The sequence below is a fragment of the Massilia sp. UYP32 genome, from assembly GCF_050434365.1.
In the GTDB taxonomy this organism is placed as follows: domain Bacteria; phylum Pseudomonadota; class Gammaproteobacteria; order Burkholderiales; family Burkholderiaceae_D; genus Telluria; species Telluria timonae.
Genome location: NZ_JBNDIK010000008.1, coordinates 88,994 through 105,857 on the forward strand (window position 1 = coordinate 88,994; position 16,864 = coordinate 105,857).

9 protein-coding genes are annotated in these 16,864 nt (G+C 68.3%); 4 read left to right on the forward strand and 5 right to left on the reverse strand.

The features are described from left to right. Positions 1–80: 80 nt before the first annotated feature. The 4 genes from ABIB42_RS08185 to ABIB42_RS08200 are packed head-to-tail and all read left to right on the forward strand — an operon-like array spanning position 81 to position 8,225. Positions 81–3,077 carry a TonB-dependent receptor domain-containing protein gene (locus ABIB42_RS08185; RefSeq protein ID WP_219861793.1) on the forward strand — a complete coding sequence of 999 codons (2,997 nt, stop codon included), beginning with the start codon at positions 81–83 and terminating at the stop codon, positions 3,075–3,077. 12 nt (positions 3,078–3,089) lie between these two features. Beyond that, a complete protein-coding gene (locus tag ABIB42_RS08190; protein WP_219861794.1) occupies positions 3,090–4,403 on the forward strand; it encodes a gluconate:H+ symporter in 1,314 nt (437 codons plus the stop codon). Positions 4,404–4,418: 15 nt separating this feature from the next. Next, entirely contained in the window at positions 4,419–7,448 is a 3,030-nt protein-coding gene (locus ABIB42_RS08195; RefSeq protein WP_429248201.1) for a glycosyl hydrolase family 28-related protein, read from the forward strand. A 9-nt stretch (positions 7,449–7,457) separates the two neighbouring features. Next, positions 7,458–8,225, forward strand: a complete 768-nt coding sequence (locus ABIB42_RS08200; RefSeq protein WP_219861798.1) for a ThuA domain-containing protein — start codon at positions 7,458–7,460, stop codon at positions 8,223–8,225. Here ABIB42_RS08200 and ABIB42_RS08205 read toward each other — a convergent pair whose 3' ends face one another. Genes ABIB42_RS08205 through ABIB42_RS08225 form a run of 5 tightly spaced genes read right to left on the reverse strand, consistent with a single transcriptional unit; the run spans position 8,226 to position 16,856 of the window. After that, on the reverse strand, positions 8,226–9,662 hold the full coding sequence (locus ABIB42_RS08205; RefSeq protein ID WP_219861799.1) for a PepSY domain-containing protein: 1,437 nt from the start codon (positions 9,660–9,662) through the stop codon (positions 8,226–8,228). After that, positions 9,663–11,747 (reverse strand): TonB-dependent receptor, encoded by a 2,085-nt coding sequence (locus ABIB42_RS08210; protein ID WP_219861800.1) that lies wholly within the window; start codon positions 11,745–11,747, stop codon positions 9,663–9,665. Continuing rightward, positions 11,747–12,064 carry a DUF2149 domain-containing protein gene (locus ABIB42_RS08215; RefSeq protein WP_219861802.1) on the reverse strand — a complete coding sequence of 106 codons (318 nt, stop codon included), beginning with the start codon at positions 12,062–12,064 and terminating at the stop codon, positions 11,747–11,749. Before ABIB42_RS08215 ends, ABIB42_RS08210 begins: the two co-directional genes overlap by 1 nt. Then, on the reverse strand, positions 12,061–12,504 hold the full coding sequence (locus ABIB42_RS08220; RefSeq protein WP_071361070.1) for a MotA/TolQ/ExbB proton channel family protein: 444 nt from the start codon (positions 12,502–12,504) through the stop codon (positions 12,061–12,063). The genes ABIB42_RS08215 and ABIB42_RS08220 overlap by 4 nt, the downstream gene beginning before the upstream one ends. After that, positions 12,501–16,856, reverse strand: coding sequence for a cobaltochelatase subunit CobN (locus tag ABIB42_RS08225; protein ID WP_219861804.1), 4,356 nt, complete (start codon positions 16,854–16,856; stop codon positions 12,501–12,503). Before ABIB42_RS08225 ends, ABIB42_RS08220 begins: the two co-directional genes overlap by 4 nt. Positions 16,857–16,864: the final 8 nt, after the last annotated feature.

A 16,864-nucleotide genomic window follows, 5' to 3' on the forward strand; every position in this document is an offset into this window, starting at 1 on the left:
CGCAAGCAGTCTTTGCAAGCTGTCGCGCAGCCGACCACAGAGACGGCGCGCTCCCATACAACAAGCATCGAGGAGACATCATGCGTACACCAGTTCAACGGACTCTCATCAGCCTGGCCGTCGCCAGCGCCTGCTGGAGCGTCGGCGCCGCCCACGCCCAGCAGGCGCAGCTAGAACCCGACACCCCGGCCGCCGCTACCGAGGCGCAAACACCGCCCGCCGATTCTGCGCCGTCCTCCGCGCCGTCACCCGCGGCCGGAGAAGCCGCCAACGTCGTGCGCATCTCCGGCTCGCGCATCGCCGCGCGCGGCTTCACCATGCCGACGCCGACCACCAGCCTCACCAGCGCCGACCTCGAGAAATCGGCCAAGCCGAACCTGTTCAACACCCTGGCCGAACTGCCGGCCCTGCAGGGCAGCACCGGCCGCACCACCAGCACCAACAGCACCAGCAGCGGCATCCAGGGCCTGTCTTCGCTGAGCCTGCGCGGCCTGGGCACGATCCGGACCCTGACCCTGCTCGACGGCCAGCGCGTGGTGGGCGCCAACGTCACCGGCGTGACCGACGTCAGCCAGTTCCCGCAGCTGCTGGTGAAACGCGTCGACGTGGTGACCGGCGGCGCCTCGGCATCCTATGGTTCGGACGCGGTGGGCGGCGTGGTCAACTTCGTCACCGACAAAAAATTCACCGGCTTCAAGGCGCATGTCCAGGGCGGCCAGACCAAGTACGACGACGACCGCGGCGGCAGCGTGCAGGCGGCCTGGGGCCGCGCTTTTCTCGACAACCGCTTCCACGTGACGGCCAGCGCCGAGTTCACGAAGGAAAACGGCATCGAGTCGCCCGGCTTCGGCGGCAAGGGGCCGAACGGCCGCACCTGGTACCAGAACCCGGCCTACTCGGTGCGTCCTTTGAGCCAGACCGGCGACGGCCTGCCGCAGTACCGCGTGATCGAACAGGCGCAGCAATACCAGTACGCCAAGTACGGCCTGATCACCAGCGGCCCGCTGCAGGGCACGGCCTTCGGCGCGGGCGGCGTGCCTTACCAGTTCCAGTACGGTTCCAATGGCCAGCCGACCGGCACCGGCGCCGTCACCGGTTGCGTCAACCCGTTCTGCATCGGCGGCGACTTGAGCGGCAGCGTGGGCTCGGGCACCAACCTGGCGATGAACTTCAAGCGCCAGGTGGCCTATACCCGCATGTCGTTCGACATCAATCCCGACCACCAGCTCTACTTCACCGCCAACTATGGCAAGGTGGACTCGCGCTTTTCGCCCAATCCGGGCGCGGCCAAGAACGCCAACCTGAACATCCAGTGCTCGAACCCCTTCCTGCCGGCCTCGATCGTCGATGCCTGCGCGCGCAACAACATCACCAGCTTCCAGTACGGCACAGCGAACGCGGTCTTCCCCGAGAACATCGATGTCCAGCCGACCCGCACCCAGCGCCGCTTCGTGCTCGGCGCCGAAGGCAAGTTCGCCCTGTTCGGCAAGGACTGGTCGTACGACGCCTACGTGACCCACGGCGAGAACAAGACCAATCTCGACGCCTTCAACATGACGCTCAACGCGCGCTACAACAATGCAATCGATGCGGTGCGCGCGCCGGACGGCCGCATCGTCTGCCGCAACCCGGTGGCCGCGGCGTCGGGCTGCGTGCCGCTCAACATCATCGGCGACAACCCGATCGATCCGGCCGCCTGGGCCTATATCGCGCCGGCCAACGGCCCGCGCCAGCGCACCACGCAAAGCCAGGACGTCGGCAGCTTCAACATCAACGGCGAGCTGTTCGAAGGCTGGGCCGGCCCGATCTCGCTGGCCACGGGCGCCGAATACCGGCGCGAGAAATACCGCGTGCGCGGCGACGCCTACGGCAACGGCGTAACCCCGGATTCGCCGAACAACGCCATGTACCCGGCCGACCCGCTGCTCAACACCACGGTCGGCAACAACTGGTATGCCGGTAACTTCCACAATGGCGAAGGCAGCTACAACGTGCGTGAAGCCTACGTCGAGCTGAACATCCCGGTGTTCAAGTCCGAGACCTGGGGCGAGGCCAACCTCAACCTGGCCGACCGCGAGACCAAGTACAGCACCGCCGGCAGCGTGGGCAGCTGGAAGCTGGGCGCCACCTGGCAGACGCCGATCGACGGCCTGCGCCTGCGCGGCGTGACCTCGAAGGACGTGCGCGCGCCGAACCTTTCGGAACTGTTCGCGGCGCCGGTGGTGGTCAACAACGTGGTCCAGTACCAGGGCAACACCATCAGCGTCCAGGAACGCACGGTGGGCAACACCAACCTGCGCCCGGAGATCGCGCGCAACAATACCTTCGGCATCGTGCTGAGCCAGCCGAAATGGGCGCCGGGCTTTTCCATCTCGGCCGACTACTTCGACATCGAAGTCAAGGGCGTGATCTCGGCGCTGACGATCCAGCAGGAAGTCGACCTGTGCGTGGCCGGCAACCAGGAGATCTGCCAGGCGATGGTGCTCAACAGCCCGGGCAACAACTACGTCACGGTGCAGAACTTCAACCTGGCGTCGCTGAAGGTCAAGGGCTTCGACCTCGAGACCGCCTACCGGACGGGCCTCGAGCGGCTGAACCTGCCGGGCCGCTTCACCTTCCGCGCGCTGGCCACCCGCAACCTGCACTACATCACCGAGTCGGGCGTGGTCGGCACCATCGCGGTGGATTCGGCCGGCTCGAACATGGGCAATACGCCGAAGTGGAAGGTGCTGGCGCAGCAGACCTGGGAGAACGACAAGCTGAGCGTCACGCTGACCGAACGCTGGTTCAGCGACGGCACCTACCGCAACGACTTCATCGAGTGCCAGACCGGTTGCCCCATGTCGACCCTGATCCACCCGACCATCTACGACAACAAGATGAAGGGGGCGGCCTATCTCGACATCGGCGCCAGCTACAACTTGTCGAAGCAGTTGCAGGCCTACTTCAAGATCGACAACGTGACCGACCGCGCGCCGGAAGCGGCGCCGCAGACCAATGCCAGCTACGGCATCAACCCGGCGCTGTACGACGTGGTTGGACGTACTTACCGGGCCGGCCTGCGCTACGGCTTCTGACGGGGCCCGGCCGTGTGGAACATCGTTTCCGTGCTGCTGGCGGTCGGCCTGCTGACCTTGCTCATCGCCTGGGGCAAGGTCCAGCCCCTGCTGGCCTTCGTGGCGGCGTCGATCGCGGCGGCCCTGCTGCTTGGGTTGCCGCCGTCGAAGATTCCCGGCGCGATCGAGAAGGGCATCGGCGACCTGCTCGGCTCCCTGGTGGTGATCATCTGCCTGGGCGCCGTGTTCGGCAAGCTGATCGCCGACAGCGGGGCCGCGCGCCGCATCGCCACCTGCCTGGTCGACGCCCTGGGGCCGTCGCGCATCCCGGTGGCGCTCACCGTCACCGGCTTCGTGGTCGGCATTCCGCTGTACTACAACGTCGGCTTCGTGCTGCTGGTGCCGCTGATCTTCTCGCTGGTGGTCAGCTCAGGGCGGCCGGCGGTGGCGCTGGCGATCCCGCTGCTGGCCGGGCTGTCGATCGCGCACGGCTTCCTGCCGCCGCATCCGTCACCGGTAGCGCTGGTCTCGGCGATCCACGCCGACATGGGCACTACCCTGCTGTACGGGATCGTGGTGGCGATACCGACCTTGATCATCGCCGGGCCCCTGTTCGCGCTGTCGCTGCGCCGCATTGAGGCGCAACCGGCCGCCATGTTCCAGGACGGTCGCGCGCTGCAGGATGGAGAACTGCCGGGCGTCTTCAACAGCTTCGCCACCGCGCTCCTGCCGGTGCTGCTGCTGGGAGCGAGCACGGTGCTCATGATGGCGCGGCCCGACCTGAACGGCAGCCTGTCGTTCCTCGCCAATCCGCTCGTGGTGATGCTGGCGTCCTATCTGGTGGCGATCTACACGCTGGGCCTCGCGCAAGGGCGGCGTTTTTCCGCCGTGATGCAGGGCCCGGCGGAGGCGATGCGCGAGATCGCGCCGATCCTGTTGATCATCGCCGGCGCCGGCGCACTGAAGCAGGTGCTGGTGGAATCGGGCGTCAGCGCCGATCTCGGCGCGCTGCTGTCCAGCCTTCCGGTGCCGCCGCTGGTGCTGGGATGGTCGGTCGCCACCGTGATTCGCATCTGCCTGGGATCGGCCACGGTGGCCGGCGTGACGGCCGGCGGCATCGTGGCGCCGCTGGTGCACAGCTCGGGCGTCGACCCGAACCTGATGGTGCTGGCCATCGGCGCGGGAAGCCTGATGTGCAGCCACGTCAACGATTCCGGCTTCTGGATGTTCAAGGAATATTTTGGCTTGTCCCTGAAGGATACCTTCCGCTCCTGGACCCTGATGGAGACCCTGGTGGGCGTGTTCGGCCTGCTGTTCGTGATGCTTCTGTCGCTGTTTCTACAATAGCTGAGGAAAAGATCAATGATGACAACTCTTTCCGTATTTCCGCGCCTTCTCGCGCTGTCGTTCCTGCTGGCCGGCGCCGCGAACGCCGCATCCATCTCGGCCTACCAGACCATGCCCGAAGACCCACGCGCCGTCGTGGTACGCGCCAAGGGTGACGGCCAGGCCGACGACACGGCCGCGATCCAGCAAGCGCTGGACGCGGCCGCAAACAAAGGCCAGGGCGGCATCGTGTTCCTGCCCTCGGGCCGCTATCGCATCACCCGTTCGCTGCTGATCCCGCTGGCCGTGCGCCTGTATGGCGTCGGACCGACCCGTCCCGTGTTCGTGCTGGCCGAGAACACGCCCGGCTACCAAAAGGGCGTGGCCAATATGGTCATCTTCACCGGCGGCGACCAGTACAGCGTCGGCAAGGTGCCGATGCCGGTGCCGAGCGCGGTGCCGTTCAGCGCGGAGGAAGGCAAGGCGGTCCGTAACGCCAACTCCTCGACCTTCTATTCGGCGCTGTCGAACGTCGACTTCGAGATCAAGGACGGCAACCCGGCCGCGGCCGCGGTGCGCATGCACACGGCCCAGCACTCGAACCTGAGCCATATCGATTTCCACCTGGGTTCCGGCCTGGCCGGCGTCTACCAGGTCGGCAACGTGGCCTACAACCTGCGCTTCTACGGCGGCCGCTACGGCATCCTGAGCGAAAAGACCTCGCCGGCCTGGCAGTTCACCCTGATGGATTCGACATTCGAGGGCCAGCGCGACGCCGCGATCCGCGAGCATGAAGCCAGCCTCACGATGATCAACACGGAAATCAAGGACACCCCGGTCGGCGTCGAGATCAACCGTGGCTATGGCGACTGGTTGTGGGGCAAGGACGTGCGCTTCGAGAACGTCAGCAAGGCCGCGCTCATCGTCAGCAACGAAGACAATGTCTATACCCAGGTCGGCCTGGAGAATGCCATCGCGCGCAACGTGCCGACGTTCGTGCGCTTCCGCGACAGCGGCAAGACGCTGGCCGGCAAGGGCCGCGACTACGCCGTCAGCGAATTCAACTACGGCCTGTTCGTCAGGCAGATGGGCGAGCCTGGCACCTTCTCGACCCATTACAAGACGGCGGCGCTGCCCGCGAACCCGACGACGACACGCGCCCTGCGCCCGCTGCCGGCCTCGAAGGAGTGGGCCAACGTGCACGCGTACGGCGCGAAAGGAGACGGCACGACCGACGACACGGCGGCGATCCAGAAAGCGATCGACGCCAATCGCGTGGTCTACCTGCCGCTGGGTTTCTATGTCGTCAACGACACCATCCGCATGCGGCCGGACACCGTGATCATCGCCCTGCATCCGGGCCTGACCCAACTGTTGCTGCCGAACGGCTCACCGAAATTCCAGGGCGTCGACAGCCCCAAGGCGCTGCTGGAAAGCGCGCGCGGCGGCGAAGGCATCGTGTCCGGCATCGGCCTGGCGACCGGCGAGATCAACAACCGCGCGGTGGCGCTGCTGTGGCGCGCCGGCGAGCACTCGCTGGTGGACGACGTGCGCATCCAGGGCGGCCACGGCACCCGCCTGTACGACGGCCGGCGCGCCGATCCGTACCAGAAGGACGCCAAGTTCGACACCACCGCGCACTGGGACCGCCAGTATCCGAGCGTGTGGGTGACCGATGGCGGCGGCGGCACCTTCTCCGGCATCTGGTCGCCCAGCGGCTATGCCCAGGCCGGCTTCTACGTGACCAATACCAAGACGCCGGGCAAAGTCTACGAGCTGTCGGCCGAACACCATATCCGCGCCGAGATCGTGCTGGACAATGTGGAGAACTGGGAATTCCTGGCGCCGCAGACCGAGGAGGAAATCCGCGACGGCGCCGATGCGGTGTCGCTGGAGATCCGCAATTCCAGAAACTTGCTGTTCGCGAACTACCACGGCTACCGCGTCACGCGTTCCTATAAACCGATGCCGGCCGCGATCCTGATCACCAATTCCAGCGACATCCGCTTCCGCAACGTCCACGTGAATGGCGAGAGCGGCTTCGCGACCTGCGACGACAATGGCTGCACCACCTATCTGCGCGCCAGCAAGTTCGCCTACGAGAACGCGATCCGCGACGTCACCAACAAGCTGGAAGTGCGCGAGCGCGAGTTCGCCGTGTTCGATTACACCGGCAAGCAACGCAAGGCGCCCGCCCAGCTGGGCAAGGTCGACAAGCTGGAAGGCGGCTTCTATTCGATCGCCGGCGCCACCGTCGACCCCAAGGGCAAGCTGTATTTCGTCGACCGCCACTGGAAACGCATCTACAGCTACACGAAGGACGAGGGCCTGGTCGTGGTGCGCGACGCCCCGCTCGACCCGGTCAACCTGGCCATCGACGACAGCGGCAACCTGATGGTGATCTCGAACTACGGCCCGCAGGCCAGCGTGTATGCCTTCAAGCCGGGCACGCCGGGAACGGAGATCACGATGATCAAGCCGACCCCGGTCGCGCCTCGCCAGGGCGCGCGGGTCGCGGTGCCGGTCAACTTCTGGCAGAACGGCGAATTCAAGGACCAACTCGACTACGACACCTTCGAATTCACGACCCTGGCCGAGATGTTCGCGCGCGACGTCGCCCTGCCGAAGAAGGAAGAATACGTGTCGCCCGACGGCAGCCTGGTGCTGCCCGCCTACCGCGTGCTGCGCCAGGGCGCGGCGGACCACCTGGGCTGGCGCTGGGCCGATTCGCTGCAGGCCTTCGGCTTCGTCACGGCGCCGGTGGGCCAGCGCGTGGTGTTCACCAACGGCTCCGAGAACCGCACCTTCAGCGGCGCCGTCAACGCGGGCGGCGGCATCACCGACCTTAAGCTGCTGGCCAACCGCGGCGGCGAGAGTGCGGCGGTCGGCCCGAACGGCGACGTCTACGTGGCCAACGGCCAGGTCTTCATCTATGGCAAGGATGGCAAGCAGAAGGGCCGCATCGACGTGCCGGAGCGGCCCTTGCAGCTGATCTTCGGCGGACCCGACAAGCGCACCTTGTTCATCCTGACCCACCACTCGCTGTACTCGACCCGCATCGACTGAGGAGAATCCATGGGACGCATGACAACGCTGCTGGGCGCCGTCGTCTTGACGACGGCGGCGCCCCACGGCCTGGCCGAAGACCAGTTCAAGCTGCTGGTCCTGGCCACGCCCGGCAAATACCACTACGAATACATCCCGATCGCGCGCGACAACCTGGAACGCCTGGCCAAGCTGCACGCGTTCGCGCTGACCTACACCAACAAGACGCAGGTATTCGAAGGCGACCTGAAACAGTATGCCGCCGTGATGTTCCTGAACACGCCGGGCGAGGAATTGAACCCCGCCCAGCGCGCCAACTTCGAGGAGTATATGCGCGGCGGCGGCAATGCCGTCGTGGTGCACCGCGCGGCGATCGCCAGGCCGAACGACTGGGTCTGGTTCGAGAAGATGGTGGGCCGCACGGTCGGCCTGCATCCGAAGCTGCAGACCGGCGTGGTGACCGTTGTCGACAAGCGTTTCCCCGCCACCTTCGGCCTGCCCGAGCGCTGGGTCTGGAGCGACGAGTTCTACACCTTCACCAATCCCTACAGCGTGACGATCAACCCGGTGCTGAACGTGGACGAGTCGAGCTACGACCCGACCCTGATCTGGCCGGGGCAGACGGTGAAGGGCATGGGCAAGGAGCACCCGATCGCCTGGCACCACCAGCACGAGAAGGGCCGCGTGTTCGTCACCACGCTCGGACACAATGGCGAGATGTACCGCGACCCGCAATACCTGGGCCACCTGCTGGGCGGGATCTACTGGGCCGCGACCGGCCGCGGCCAGCAGCGCTGATCATCCTTTCGTCAAGCGCCGCCAGCCCAGCACCAGGCCGCTGAAGGTCAGGGCAAAGCCCAGCACGCACAGGACGATCACGACCACGTCCCACACCGGCCTGGTGCGCAGGAAGGCGAAGTCGAGCTGGTGCAGGCCGTTGAATAGCCAGCGGTCCCAGCGCTTGTCGCGGTCGACGTAGCCGGCCAGGCGGCCCTGGGCCGGGTCGATGTAGAACACCGGCGCGTCAGGCAGGTCGAAGCGCGCGCGCAAGACCGGAAAGGCCACTGCGCGGTGATGGCTGTAGTAATAATCGTCCGGTCCGGTGAGGAGTTCCACCTGCATGGGCGCGCCGGGGCGGATTGCCTGCGCGGCATGCAGCAGCACGTCCTGCGGCACGCCAGGCACGGCGGCGCTGTCGCGCGCGTCGACCAGCTTGCGTCGTTCGCGGCCGAGCGCGCTCAGATACAGCTTGCCGCCCACGCGGCGCCATTCCAGCTCCAAGGCGCCGGGATGCGCGCGCAGCAGCGCGGCCGCATCCAGCGCCAGGTCGTCGCCGCCCGGCGCACCGCCGGCGAACGCCTGCCGGTCTTGCGCGGTGACGCCGCCGCCGGCCGGAGAGCCGAACGGCCCGACCGACAGCCAGCCGCTGAACAGCCAGGTGATGACCAGCACACCGACGCCCAGGCCCAGCCAGTGGTGCCAGGCTTTCCAGCCCGTATACGGCGACATCCTGCCGCCGGCATAGCGCCGCCCCGTGCGTAGCCGCAGGCGCAGGAGGCTGATCGCCATGCCGGTCACGGCCAGCACCAGGGCCACGCCGGACGTCCACATCACGGCCTGGCGCCAGGCTTCATTGTGCTGGCGCAGCGGCGTCACGTAGAGCCAGTGGATGACGGAGCCGGCCCAGTTCCAGGCGCGCTCGCTGCGGGTCGTGTCGCGCACCAGCTCCCCGGTGCGGCCGGACACGTACAGGATGCTGCCGGCGCCATCGTCGGCGGCAACGCGGTACAGGGGCCGGTGCGCGCGCACGGCGCCGAAAGTCCATTGGTCCAGTTCGATCTTGTCGACCGCCAGCGAACGCGCATCAGGCGCCGCGCTGCGCGCGCTGCTCGAGACGATCAGGTAGTTTACTTCCAGCGGCGCCCCGCTGTCGGCCCATGCCGAATGCCAGCTGCCTTCGTGCTGGAAGTGCCACGCGGGGCGGCCCGCCACGGTGTTCAGGCGCACCGCATCCGGCGCGGGGGCGCCGATCCCGGTCCATGCTTCAGCGGCCGTGACCTGCACCCGGTCGGGATCGAGCGGCGCCAGCCAGCCCATGCGCTCCTGTTCCGTCAGCTCGGGATACGGCACGTACATCATGACGATGCCGGAACCGAACCACAGCAGCACCAGCAGGCCGATCGCGATGCCCAGCCAGCGGTGCCACCAGTAGAGCTGGCGCTTCCAGGAACTCACCTAGTAACGCCAGTGGACGGTCAGCTCGGCATGACGCTCGTCGCCCAGCAGGTATTGCGATGAACCATACGAAGTGATCGCATACAGCTTGTCGGTCAGGTTGCGCACGTTGAGCTGCAGCTGCACGTTGCGGCTCAGCGCCCAGCCGATCGAGGCGTCCAGCGTGGTGTAGGCCGGCAAGGCCTGGGTGTTGGCATTGCTGATGAAGCGTTCGCCCACGTAGCGCAGGCCGGCGCTCGTGCGCCAGTCGCCGGCGCGGTGCGTCAGCCACAGGTTCGAGGAGACCTTCGGCACGTCGGCCGGCCGATTGCCGGCGCGCGAGACGTTGCCCGCCTCCAGCAGTTCGTCGAACTCGGCATCCGTATAGGCCAGGTTGGCATCCATGCGCCAGCCGGGAGCCAGGCTCACGCTGGCGCTCACTTCCGCGCCCCGCGAGGTCTGCGAGCCGCCCTGCACCGACAGAGCCGGGTTAATCGGGTCGCGCGTGATGATGTCGTCCTTCCTGATCCGGTACAGCGCCGCCGTCCACTCGGCGCGGCCACCGGCCAGCATCTGCTTGACGCCCGCCTCGACCTGGCGCGCGTCGGTCAGCTTGAACCTGCTGTTGGCCAGGGTCATCGACAACAGGCTCGTGAGCGGATCGCTGCCGGTGCTGACCTGGCCGTAGAGCGAGGTGTCCGGCGCCAGCTTCCAGCTTGCGCCGACGCGGACCGAATTGGAGCGCAAGATCGTCTGGAAGTGGCCGCTGTCGGCCAGCAGGTTGCGGCGGTCGATCTTGTAGCGGTCGTGGCGTGCGCCCGCCGTCAGGAGCAGGCGCTCGTCCACGCGCCAGGCATCCTCGAGATAGAAAGCATGGGCGGTGGTGTCGGTCGCGAAGTTCGGGCGGAAGGGGTCTGGGGTGTCCCAGAAGCTGCCCGGGTCGAAGCCGCTCGGCGTCACCGTCGATGCGCCGCCATAGGGCGAGTTATTGGTGTGCCTGAAGTTGATGGTGGAGGCTTCCCAGCCGGCCACGACCTGGTTGGCGCCGGTCTTCCAGCGCGCCTCCAGGCGGTTCGCGGTCTGCTCCTGGTCGTGGCGGATGCCGATGTAGTCGCTGCGCTCCACCACGTCGCGCATGGCGTCGTAGGCGTACGACTCGATATTGCGCCAGTCGCGACGCGACGTGAAGTAAGCCAGTTCGTTGCTGATCTCCAGGTTCGGCGCCGCTTGCCAGTGCAGGCGCGCGACGGCCTTGTCGTCGACGAAACGCAGCACGGCGTCGCCGGCATTGTAGTTCTGGTCGCGCAGCCGTTCGGCCAGGCCGCCGTTCACCAGCGGCGTGCCGAAGTAGCGGATCGGCTCTTGTTCGGCATGATCGAGCTGGGCGTACAGGGTCACGCCAGGCGCCAGGGTCGTCGTCATGCTGGTCAGGATCTTGCCGTGGCGGGATTCGCCGCGGTCGATGAAACCGTCGCTGCGGCCGGCGTAGGCATCGATGCGGAAGGCGCCCTGCTCGCCCAGCGCACCGGTGGCGCCGATGCCGGCGCGCACAGACTCGCCGCCGCCGATGCCGCCCAGGATCTCGAGCGAGGATGCGCGCCGCGGCGCCTTGCGCACGGCGTTGATGACGGCGCCGGTGGCGCCGCTGCCGTGAATGACCGAGCCGGGCCCGCGCAGCACGTCGATCGTCTCGTAGCCCCAGGGATCGGCCGGATAGGTCGCGGTGCTGGAACCGACCAGCAGGCGCTGGCCGTTCTCCAGCATCGCGATCGCGTTGTTGCCGTTGAAGCCCCGCGCCGAATAGCTGATGCCGCTGCCGGGCGAGCTGCTGTCGGTCAGGCCGGTGCTGCGCGTCACCGCGTCCTTGACCAGCAGGTCGCCACGCGCGGCGATGGTGGCGGCGCTCAGGCTGTCGGCGCTGGCCGGCAGGTCGAGGGCGCTGATGTCCAGGCGGCTGGCGGTGGTGTTCTGGCGGTCGAGCGCGAGGCCTTCTTCACCGGCTGCGCCACGGATGGTGACGGTAGGCAGATCTTGCGCAAAGGCGCCGGCGGCGCACAGCAGGGCGACGACCGCAGCGAGCGGGCGGGGTTGGAAAACGGTGTTCATTATTTGTTCTTGGTTTGCACGGGTTCGATCAGCACCAGCTGGCCGGTCGCGGGATCGCGATAGACTTCGCCGACGCGGTCGTAGCCGCTGCCGTCCTGGGTCACGCCGCTGGCGGGACGCTCGATCTGGCGGCCCTTCTCCACCGGCTGCGGGGTTTTCAGGGTCCCTTGCGCGCCGGCGATGGCGGCGATCAGGCCGCAGGCGAACACCAGCATCACGTCGACCAGGTTGACCAGGCTGGCGCGCGGATCTTCGTCGCTCTGGTCGAAGCGCGCGTCGAGGTGGCGGTACAGCCGCAGTCTGCCGCGCCCACTCATGGCTGCGGCTCCATCGCGTCCAGCGTCTCTTCATACCAGCGGCGGCGCAGCTTGCCGATCACCAGGCCGCCGATGCCGGCCACCAGGCCCAGCACGGTGGCGTCGAAAGCGACGGTCACGGCGCTGGCCAGCTTGGCGGGGTCGCCTTCGCCCAGCGCCGCCAGGCCCGGTCCGAGCGGGATGATGGTGGCCATCAGACCCAGCATCGGCGGGATGCGCGCCAGCAGGTCGGCACGTTCCAGGCGGTGGCGGGCAATCTTTTGCACAAGCGCCAGGTCGCCGCTGGCGCGCAGCCTGGCCAGGCCGTGGAAGCGTTCGCCGACGGCGATGCCGGATTCGACCAGCGCGATCGCGCAGCCGGCCAGCAGCGCCACCAGGGATGGCGCGAGCAGCCAGCTGACGGCGTCGTGCAGCCAGGCATAGGAAAGGGTTTCGATCATGGATGACTCCTGAGAGGTTGAGGGATGTGCCGGCCGCGCCACAGGCCGAGCGAGAACAGGGCGAGGCAGGCGGCCAGGATGGCCAAGACCTGCACGATGCGCAGCGCGGCAGGCTGCGCGGGTTCTGGTTGCTGTTTCAGTTCGTAGACGCGCATCGGTTCGGGCGCCGGCGCCGGCGGCGCCGGTTCGCTCGCGTCGCCAGCATCGGATGCTGCAGCTTGCTGCGCCGGGGCGGCGACGGAGGGGATGGACGTCGCCACTGCCGGCAGCAGCTCGCCACGCGCCTTGGCAAGCGTCACGCCGAGCTTTTGCGCGTCGGCGCCATCGAGCTGCGGCGCCAGCCAGCCCCACATCGGATGATCCGGCGCCGTATGGCCGCTGCCCGGCAAGCCATTGGCCGCCACCAGGCGCGCCAGCTCTCCGCCCAGGCGGCGGATGGTCTCGGGATCGGTCTTCCAGTAGCCCTTCTCGGCCGCCACCATGAACACCGCCAGCATGTGCGCCTTCACGTGCGCGTTGTGGCGCTGGCCCAGGAATTCAGGCAGGCCGAGCTTGTGCCGGTCGTCGAAGTAGACGGCCTTCACTTCGTCCCAGGCCCAGTTCTTGACCAGGTCGGGCCGCGTCACCTGCCAGCCCCACAGGTTTTCGATGAATTCCTGGCCCATGGTGCGCGCGCCGGAATAACCGTTGTCCATCAATGGCCGCAGCCAGGCCGGGTTCAGGAAACGCCCGCGCAGCTCGCCCAGCAGGGCGCTGGCGAGCGGCTCGACGTCGGCCTGGCCGGGCCGCGAGTGCTGCAGGATCAGCGCGTCCGGCACGCGCCCGGTGCGCGTCTCGACCGCCAGCGACAGGCCGCCCAGGTAGTCGAAGGCGTCGTTGTTGTCGAGCAGGCCATACAGGTTGCTGGCGCGGCCATGATAGGTGCGGTGGATGCCGTCCAGCGCCACGTCGAAGGCGCGGTGGCTGGAGGCGCCTTCGGCATCGAGGCCATAGGCATGGCCCATGCGGTTGCGGTAGGCGCGGCCGATTTCCTCGCGCTCGCGCCAGGCGCCCGAGCGCTCGGTCAGGCGGTTCACGCCGGCGCCGTAGGCGCCCGGCGCATCGCCGAACACGCGCAGCGCCGCGGCCCGTCCTGCTTCGCTCGCCGGCATGCCATCGGCCAGCAGCGCCCGCTGGCGCGTCAGCCACTCGCGCGCCACACGGTTGCCGCTTGCCGCTTCGCGGCCCCACACGGCGCCTTCGATCGGCGCCAGCGCCGCCTGCAGGGCGTCGCGCAAGGATGGGTCTTGTTCCACCAGCGTCTGCGCCGACGCCGCCAGCGCCAGCCGGCCGGCGCGGTCGATCAGGCGGATCAGGTTCGGATACAGGTCGCGGAACAGGCCGGAGGTGGTGACCACCGCGTCGCGCCGGACGGCGCCGGGCGTGAGCTTCACGTCGGTGACGATGCCGCGCGCATTCCACACCGGCTCGGCGCCCATCATGGCCAGCGCGAAGCCGACCATCACCCCTTCGTCGCGCACGGCGTCGGACGCCCACAGGATGATGCCTTCGCTGCCCTCGCCCACTTTGTCGCGGTCAAGCGCCTTGCCTGCCATCTGCCGGCCCAGGCCATAACCCAGGCGGGTCGGCAGGATGTCGCCGTCGACGGCGTGGAAGTTGCGGCCGGTCGGCAGCGCCTCGGGCGAGCGCAGCGGATCGTTGCCCTTGCCCGGCTCGATGTAGCGGCCATCCAGGCCGGCCAGCAATGCCGCCATCTCGCGCCGCGGCGAGTCGCGCAGTTGATGGGCGACGTCGGGATCGTCGATGCCGCTCTTCTTCATCGAATCGAGCATCAGCTCGAGCGACGCGCGGCTCCACGGCCGGCCGAACACGTGCAGGCCATGGGGCATGAATTTCTCCTGCAGCTTGGTCAGATAGTGGCCGATCTCGTGCGCCAGCAGGTCGTCGTCGGCCGCGTCGAAGCCGATGCCGCGCACCTCCAGCACGTCGGACATCGACGCTTCCAGCTCGGCGCGCAGGTTCAGGGCCACGACCCGCTCGCGCATCAGCTGTGCGGCCTGGGTCTTGAGCGATTCGGACGATGCGGCTTCAAAACTCTCGACGATCTGGCGCAGCGACAGCAGTTCGTCGTACAGCGGCGTGGTGGCCAGCGGCGGCGTCAGGTGGTCGACGATGATGGCCAGGCCGCGGCGCTTGGCCTGCGTGCCTTCGCCGACGCCGTCGACGATATATGGGTAGATGCCCGGCAGGTCGCTCGCGATCAGGCTCGGATAGTCGTCGCTCGATAGGCCGACGGCCTTGCCCGGCATGAATTCATAGGTCGAGTGGCGCCCCACGTGCACCACGGCGTCGGCCTTGAAGCGGTCGCGGATCCAGTGGTAGAAGCCCAGGAACTGGTGCGGCGGCGTGATGCTGGTGTTCGCGTGCAGCAGTTCCTCGTCCACTTCCCAGCCGCGCGGCGGCTGCGGGCCGATGAAGACGTTGCCGAACACCAGTCCCGGCACCAGCATCTTGCCGCCATCGACCATTACCTTGCCCGGCGCCGGGCCCCAGCCGCGCATGCCTTCGATGCCGTAGCCGATCAGGCGCCGGTAGAGGGGCGCCAGCGCCTTGCAGGGCCGTGGCCTGGCTTCATCGAGGCAGGCAAAGTAGCCTTCTTCCAGCGCATGCAGGTCGCGCGTGGCCTGCTCGCGCTGCGGATGGTCGACGCCCTCGACCAGGTGCAGCAGCTCCTCGATCACGGTCTCGGCCTGCTTGCGGCCCAGCGCGCGCTCTCCGGCCTTCTCGGCCGCCAGCACGTCGGCATGCAGGCGGCCCAGCAGGCCGTCCTGCATCTCGCCCCGCACCCGCGGCGACAGGGTCGCGAACCAGCGCGCGTAATCCTGCGCCGTGACGCCGTTGACGGCGCCGGCCATCTCGCGCAGGGCGGCGCGGTCTTCCGGCAGGTTGACGCCGCGCGCCATGATCATGTCGAGCAGCGCCTCGGGCGACGCTGGCAGGTCGCCGACCGTGTAGCCGGCGGCCTTGAGGGCATGCAGCATCCCGAACAGCGAGTCCGGCACGTTGAGGTTGTCGGCGCCGATGTTCTGGCGCCCCGGCGGATGGTTGTAGTAGACCATCGCGACCTTCTTGTCGGCGTTCGACTTGGCGCGCAGCGCCAGCCAGCGCGCCACGCGGCCCGACAGGCGATCGACTTCGGCCGGCAGCAGCACGGGCGGGCGGTTCTCGATGCCGGTCTGGCGGTCGCGCCGGGCCTGGCCCAGGGCCGCCACCACCATCGGCTGGCCGATGCCCTGCAGCTCGGGCAGGGCGACGCGGTACTGGACCGAATCGGGCGGCAGGCCGTCGGGCGACAGCTGCCACTGCATCGCGGTGCGGTCCGACAGGCGGATCGCCTTGAATACCGGGATGTCCAAACGCTTGAAAGCCGCCTCCACCGCCTCCCGGCCTTCGGCGGCGCCGACCACGAAATCCTGCAGCACCACCAGCGCGGCAGGCTTGGCGGGCGCGACCAGCTGCGGCAGGCGTTCGAGCGCTTCGCGCGAGGCGCCGCCCCAGCGCGTGAGCAGCTGCACGCAGGGCTGGCCGAGTTCTTCGATGCGCCGGCACAGCGCCGCTGGCACCACGCCATCCATGTTCGCCAGGTCGAGCACGACCACGGTCGGGCGCTCGCGCAGGCTGAGCGTCGACGCATTGCCCCACGCGGCGCCGTCCTGCAGCTCGCGCTGTCCGGCGCGCAGGCGCAGGGTCGGCTCGGGCTGCGGATCGGCCAGGGGCGTGCCTGGCGCGAGCAGGTGCCGCATCAACTCCGTGGTGTTGTCGACGCCGCCCGCCTGCCACACGCGGCGCGCTGCGAGCCAGTGGCGCGCGGCGGGCTCCAGCTCGGCCGCCTGCAACGCGGCCTGCGGCGGCGCTTCGCTCGCCAGCTGGCGCAGCAGCTCGGGCGAGAAGCCGGCCAGGCTGCCGTGGCGCGAACGCGTCATGAGGTTCAGGGTCGCCTCGCCGTTCAGCGCCAGCACCGCCGTCGCTGGCCTGGCGTGGCGCGCCAGAGCATCCTTCATGCGCCGTGCCGGATCGCCGAACAGCGACACCGCCAGGATGGTGTCGGCGCCGGCGATCCACTGCGCCACCTCGCGTTCGCCGGCCGCCATCAGCTGGGCCGGCGTGCGCAGCAGGATGCGGTCTTGCGGATGGCTGGCCAGGTGGCGGTGGGCGGCTTCGATCGCGCCCGGCGCGGCGCGCTCGGTGACCACGGCGAACAGGGTGGCGGCGCCGGCGTGCTGGAAGCCCGACATGCAGGCGAGCAGGAACACCAGCGCGACGCAGATGCGGACAGGGAGAAGCGTGTTCATGTGAACGT

Coding starts and splice junctions, on each gene's coding strand:
- ABIB42_RS08215 (WP_219861802.1), bottom strand. CDS start 12,064: ATGAGTGGGCGCGGCAGACTGCGGCTGTACCGCCACCTCGACGCGCGC.
- ABIB42_RS08225 (WP_219861804.1), bottom strand. CDS start 16,856: ATGAACACGCTTCTCCCTGTCCGCATCTGCGTCGCGCTGGTGTTCCTG.
- ABIB42_RS08210 (WP_219861800.1), bottom strand. CDS start 11,747: ATGAACACCGTTTTCCAACCCCGCCCGCTCGCTGCGGTCGTCGCCCTG.
- ABIB42_RS08220 (WP_071361070.1), bottom strand. CDS start 12,504: ATGATCGAAACCCTTTCCTATGCCTGGCTGCACGACGCCGTCAGCTGG.
- ABIB42_RS08200 (WP_219861798.1), top strand. CDS start 7,458: ATGGGACGCATGACAACGCTGCTGGGCGCCGTCGTCTTGACGACGGCG.
- ABIB42_RS08195 (WP_429248201.1), top strand. CDS start 4,419: ATGATGACAACTCTTTCCGTATTTCCGCGCCTTCTCGCGCTGTCGTTC.
- ABIB42_RS08185 (WP_219861793.1), top strand. CDS start 81: ATGCGTACACCAGTTCAACGGACTCTCATCAGCCTGGCCGTCGCCAGC.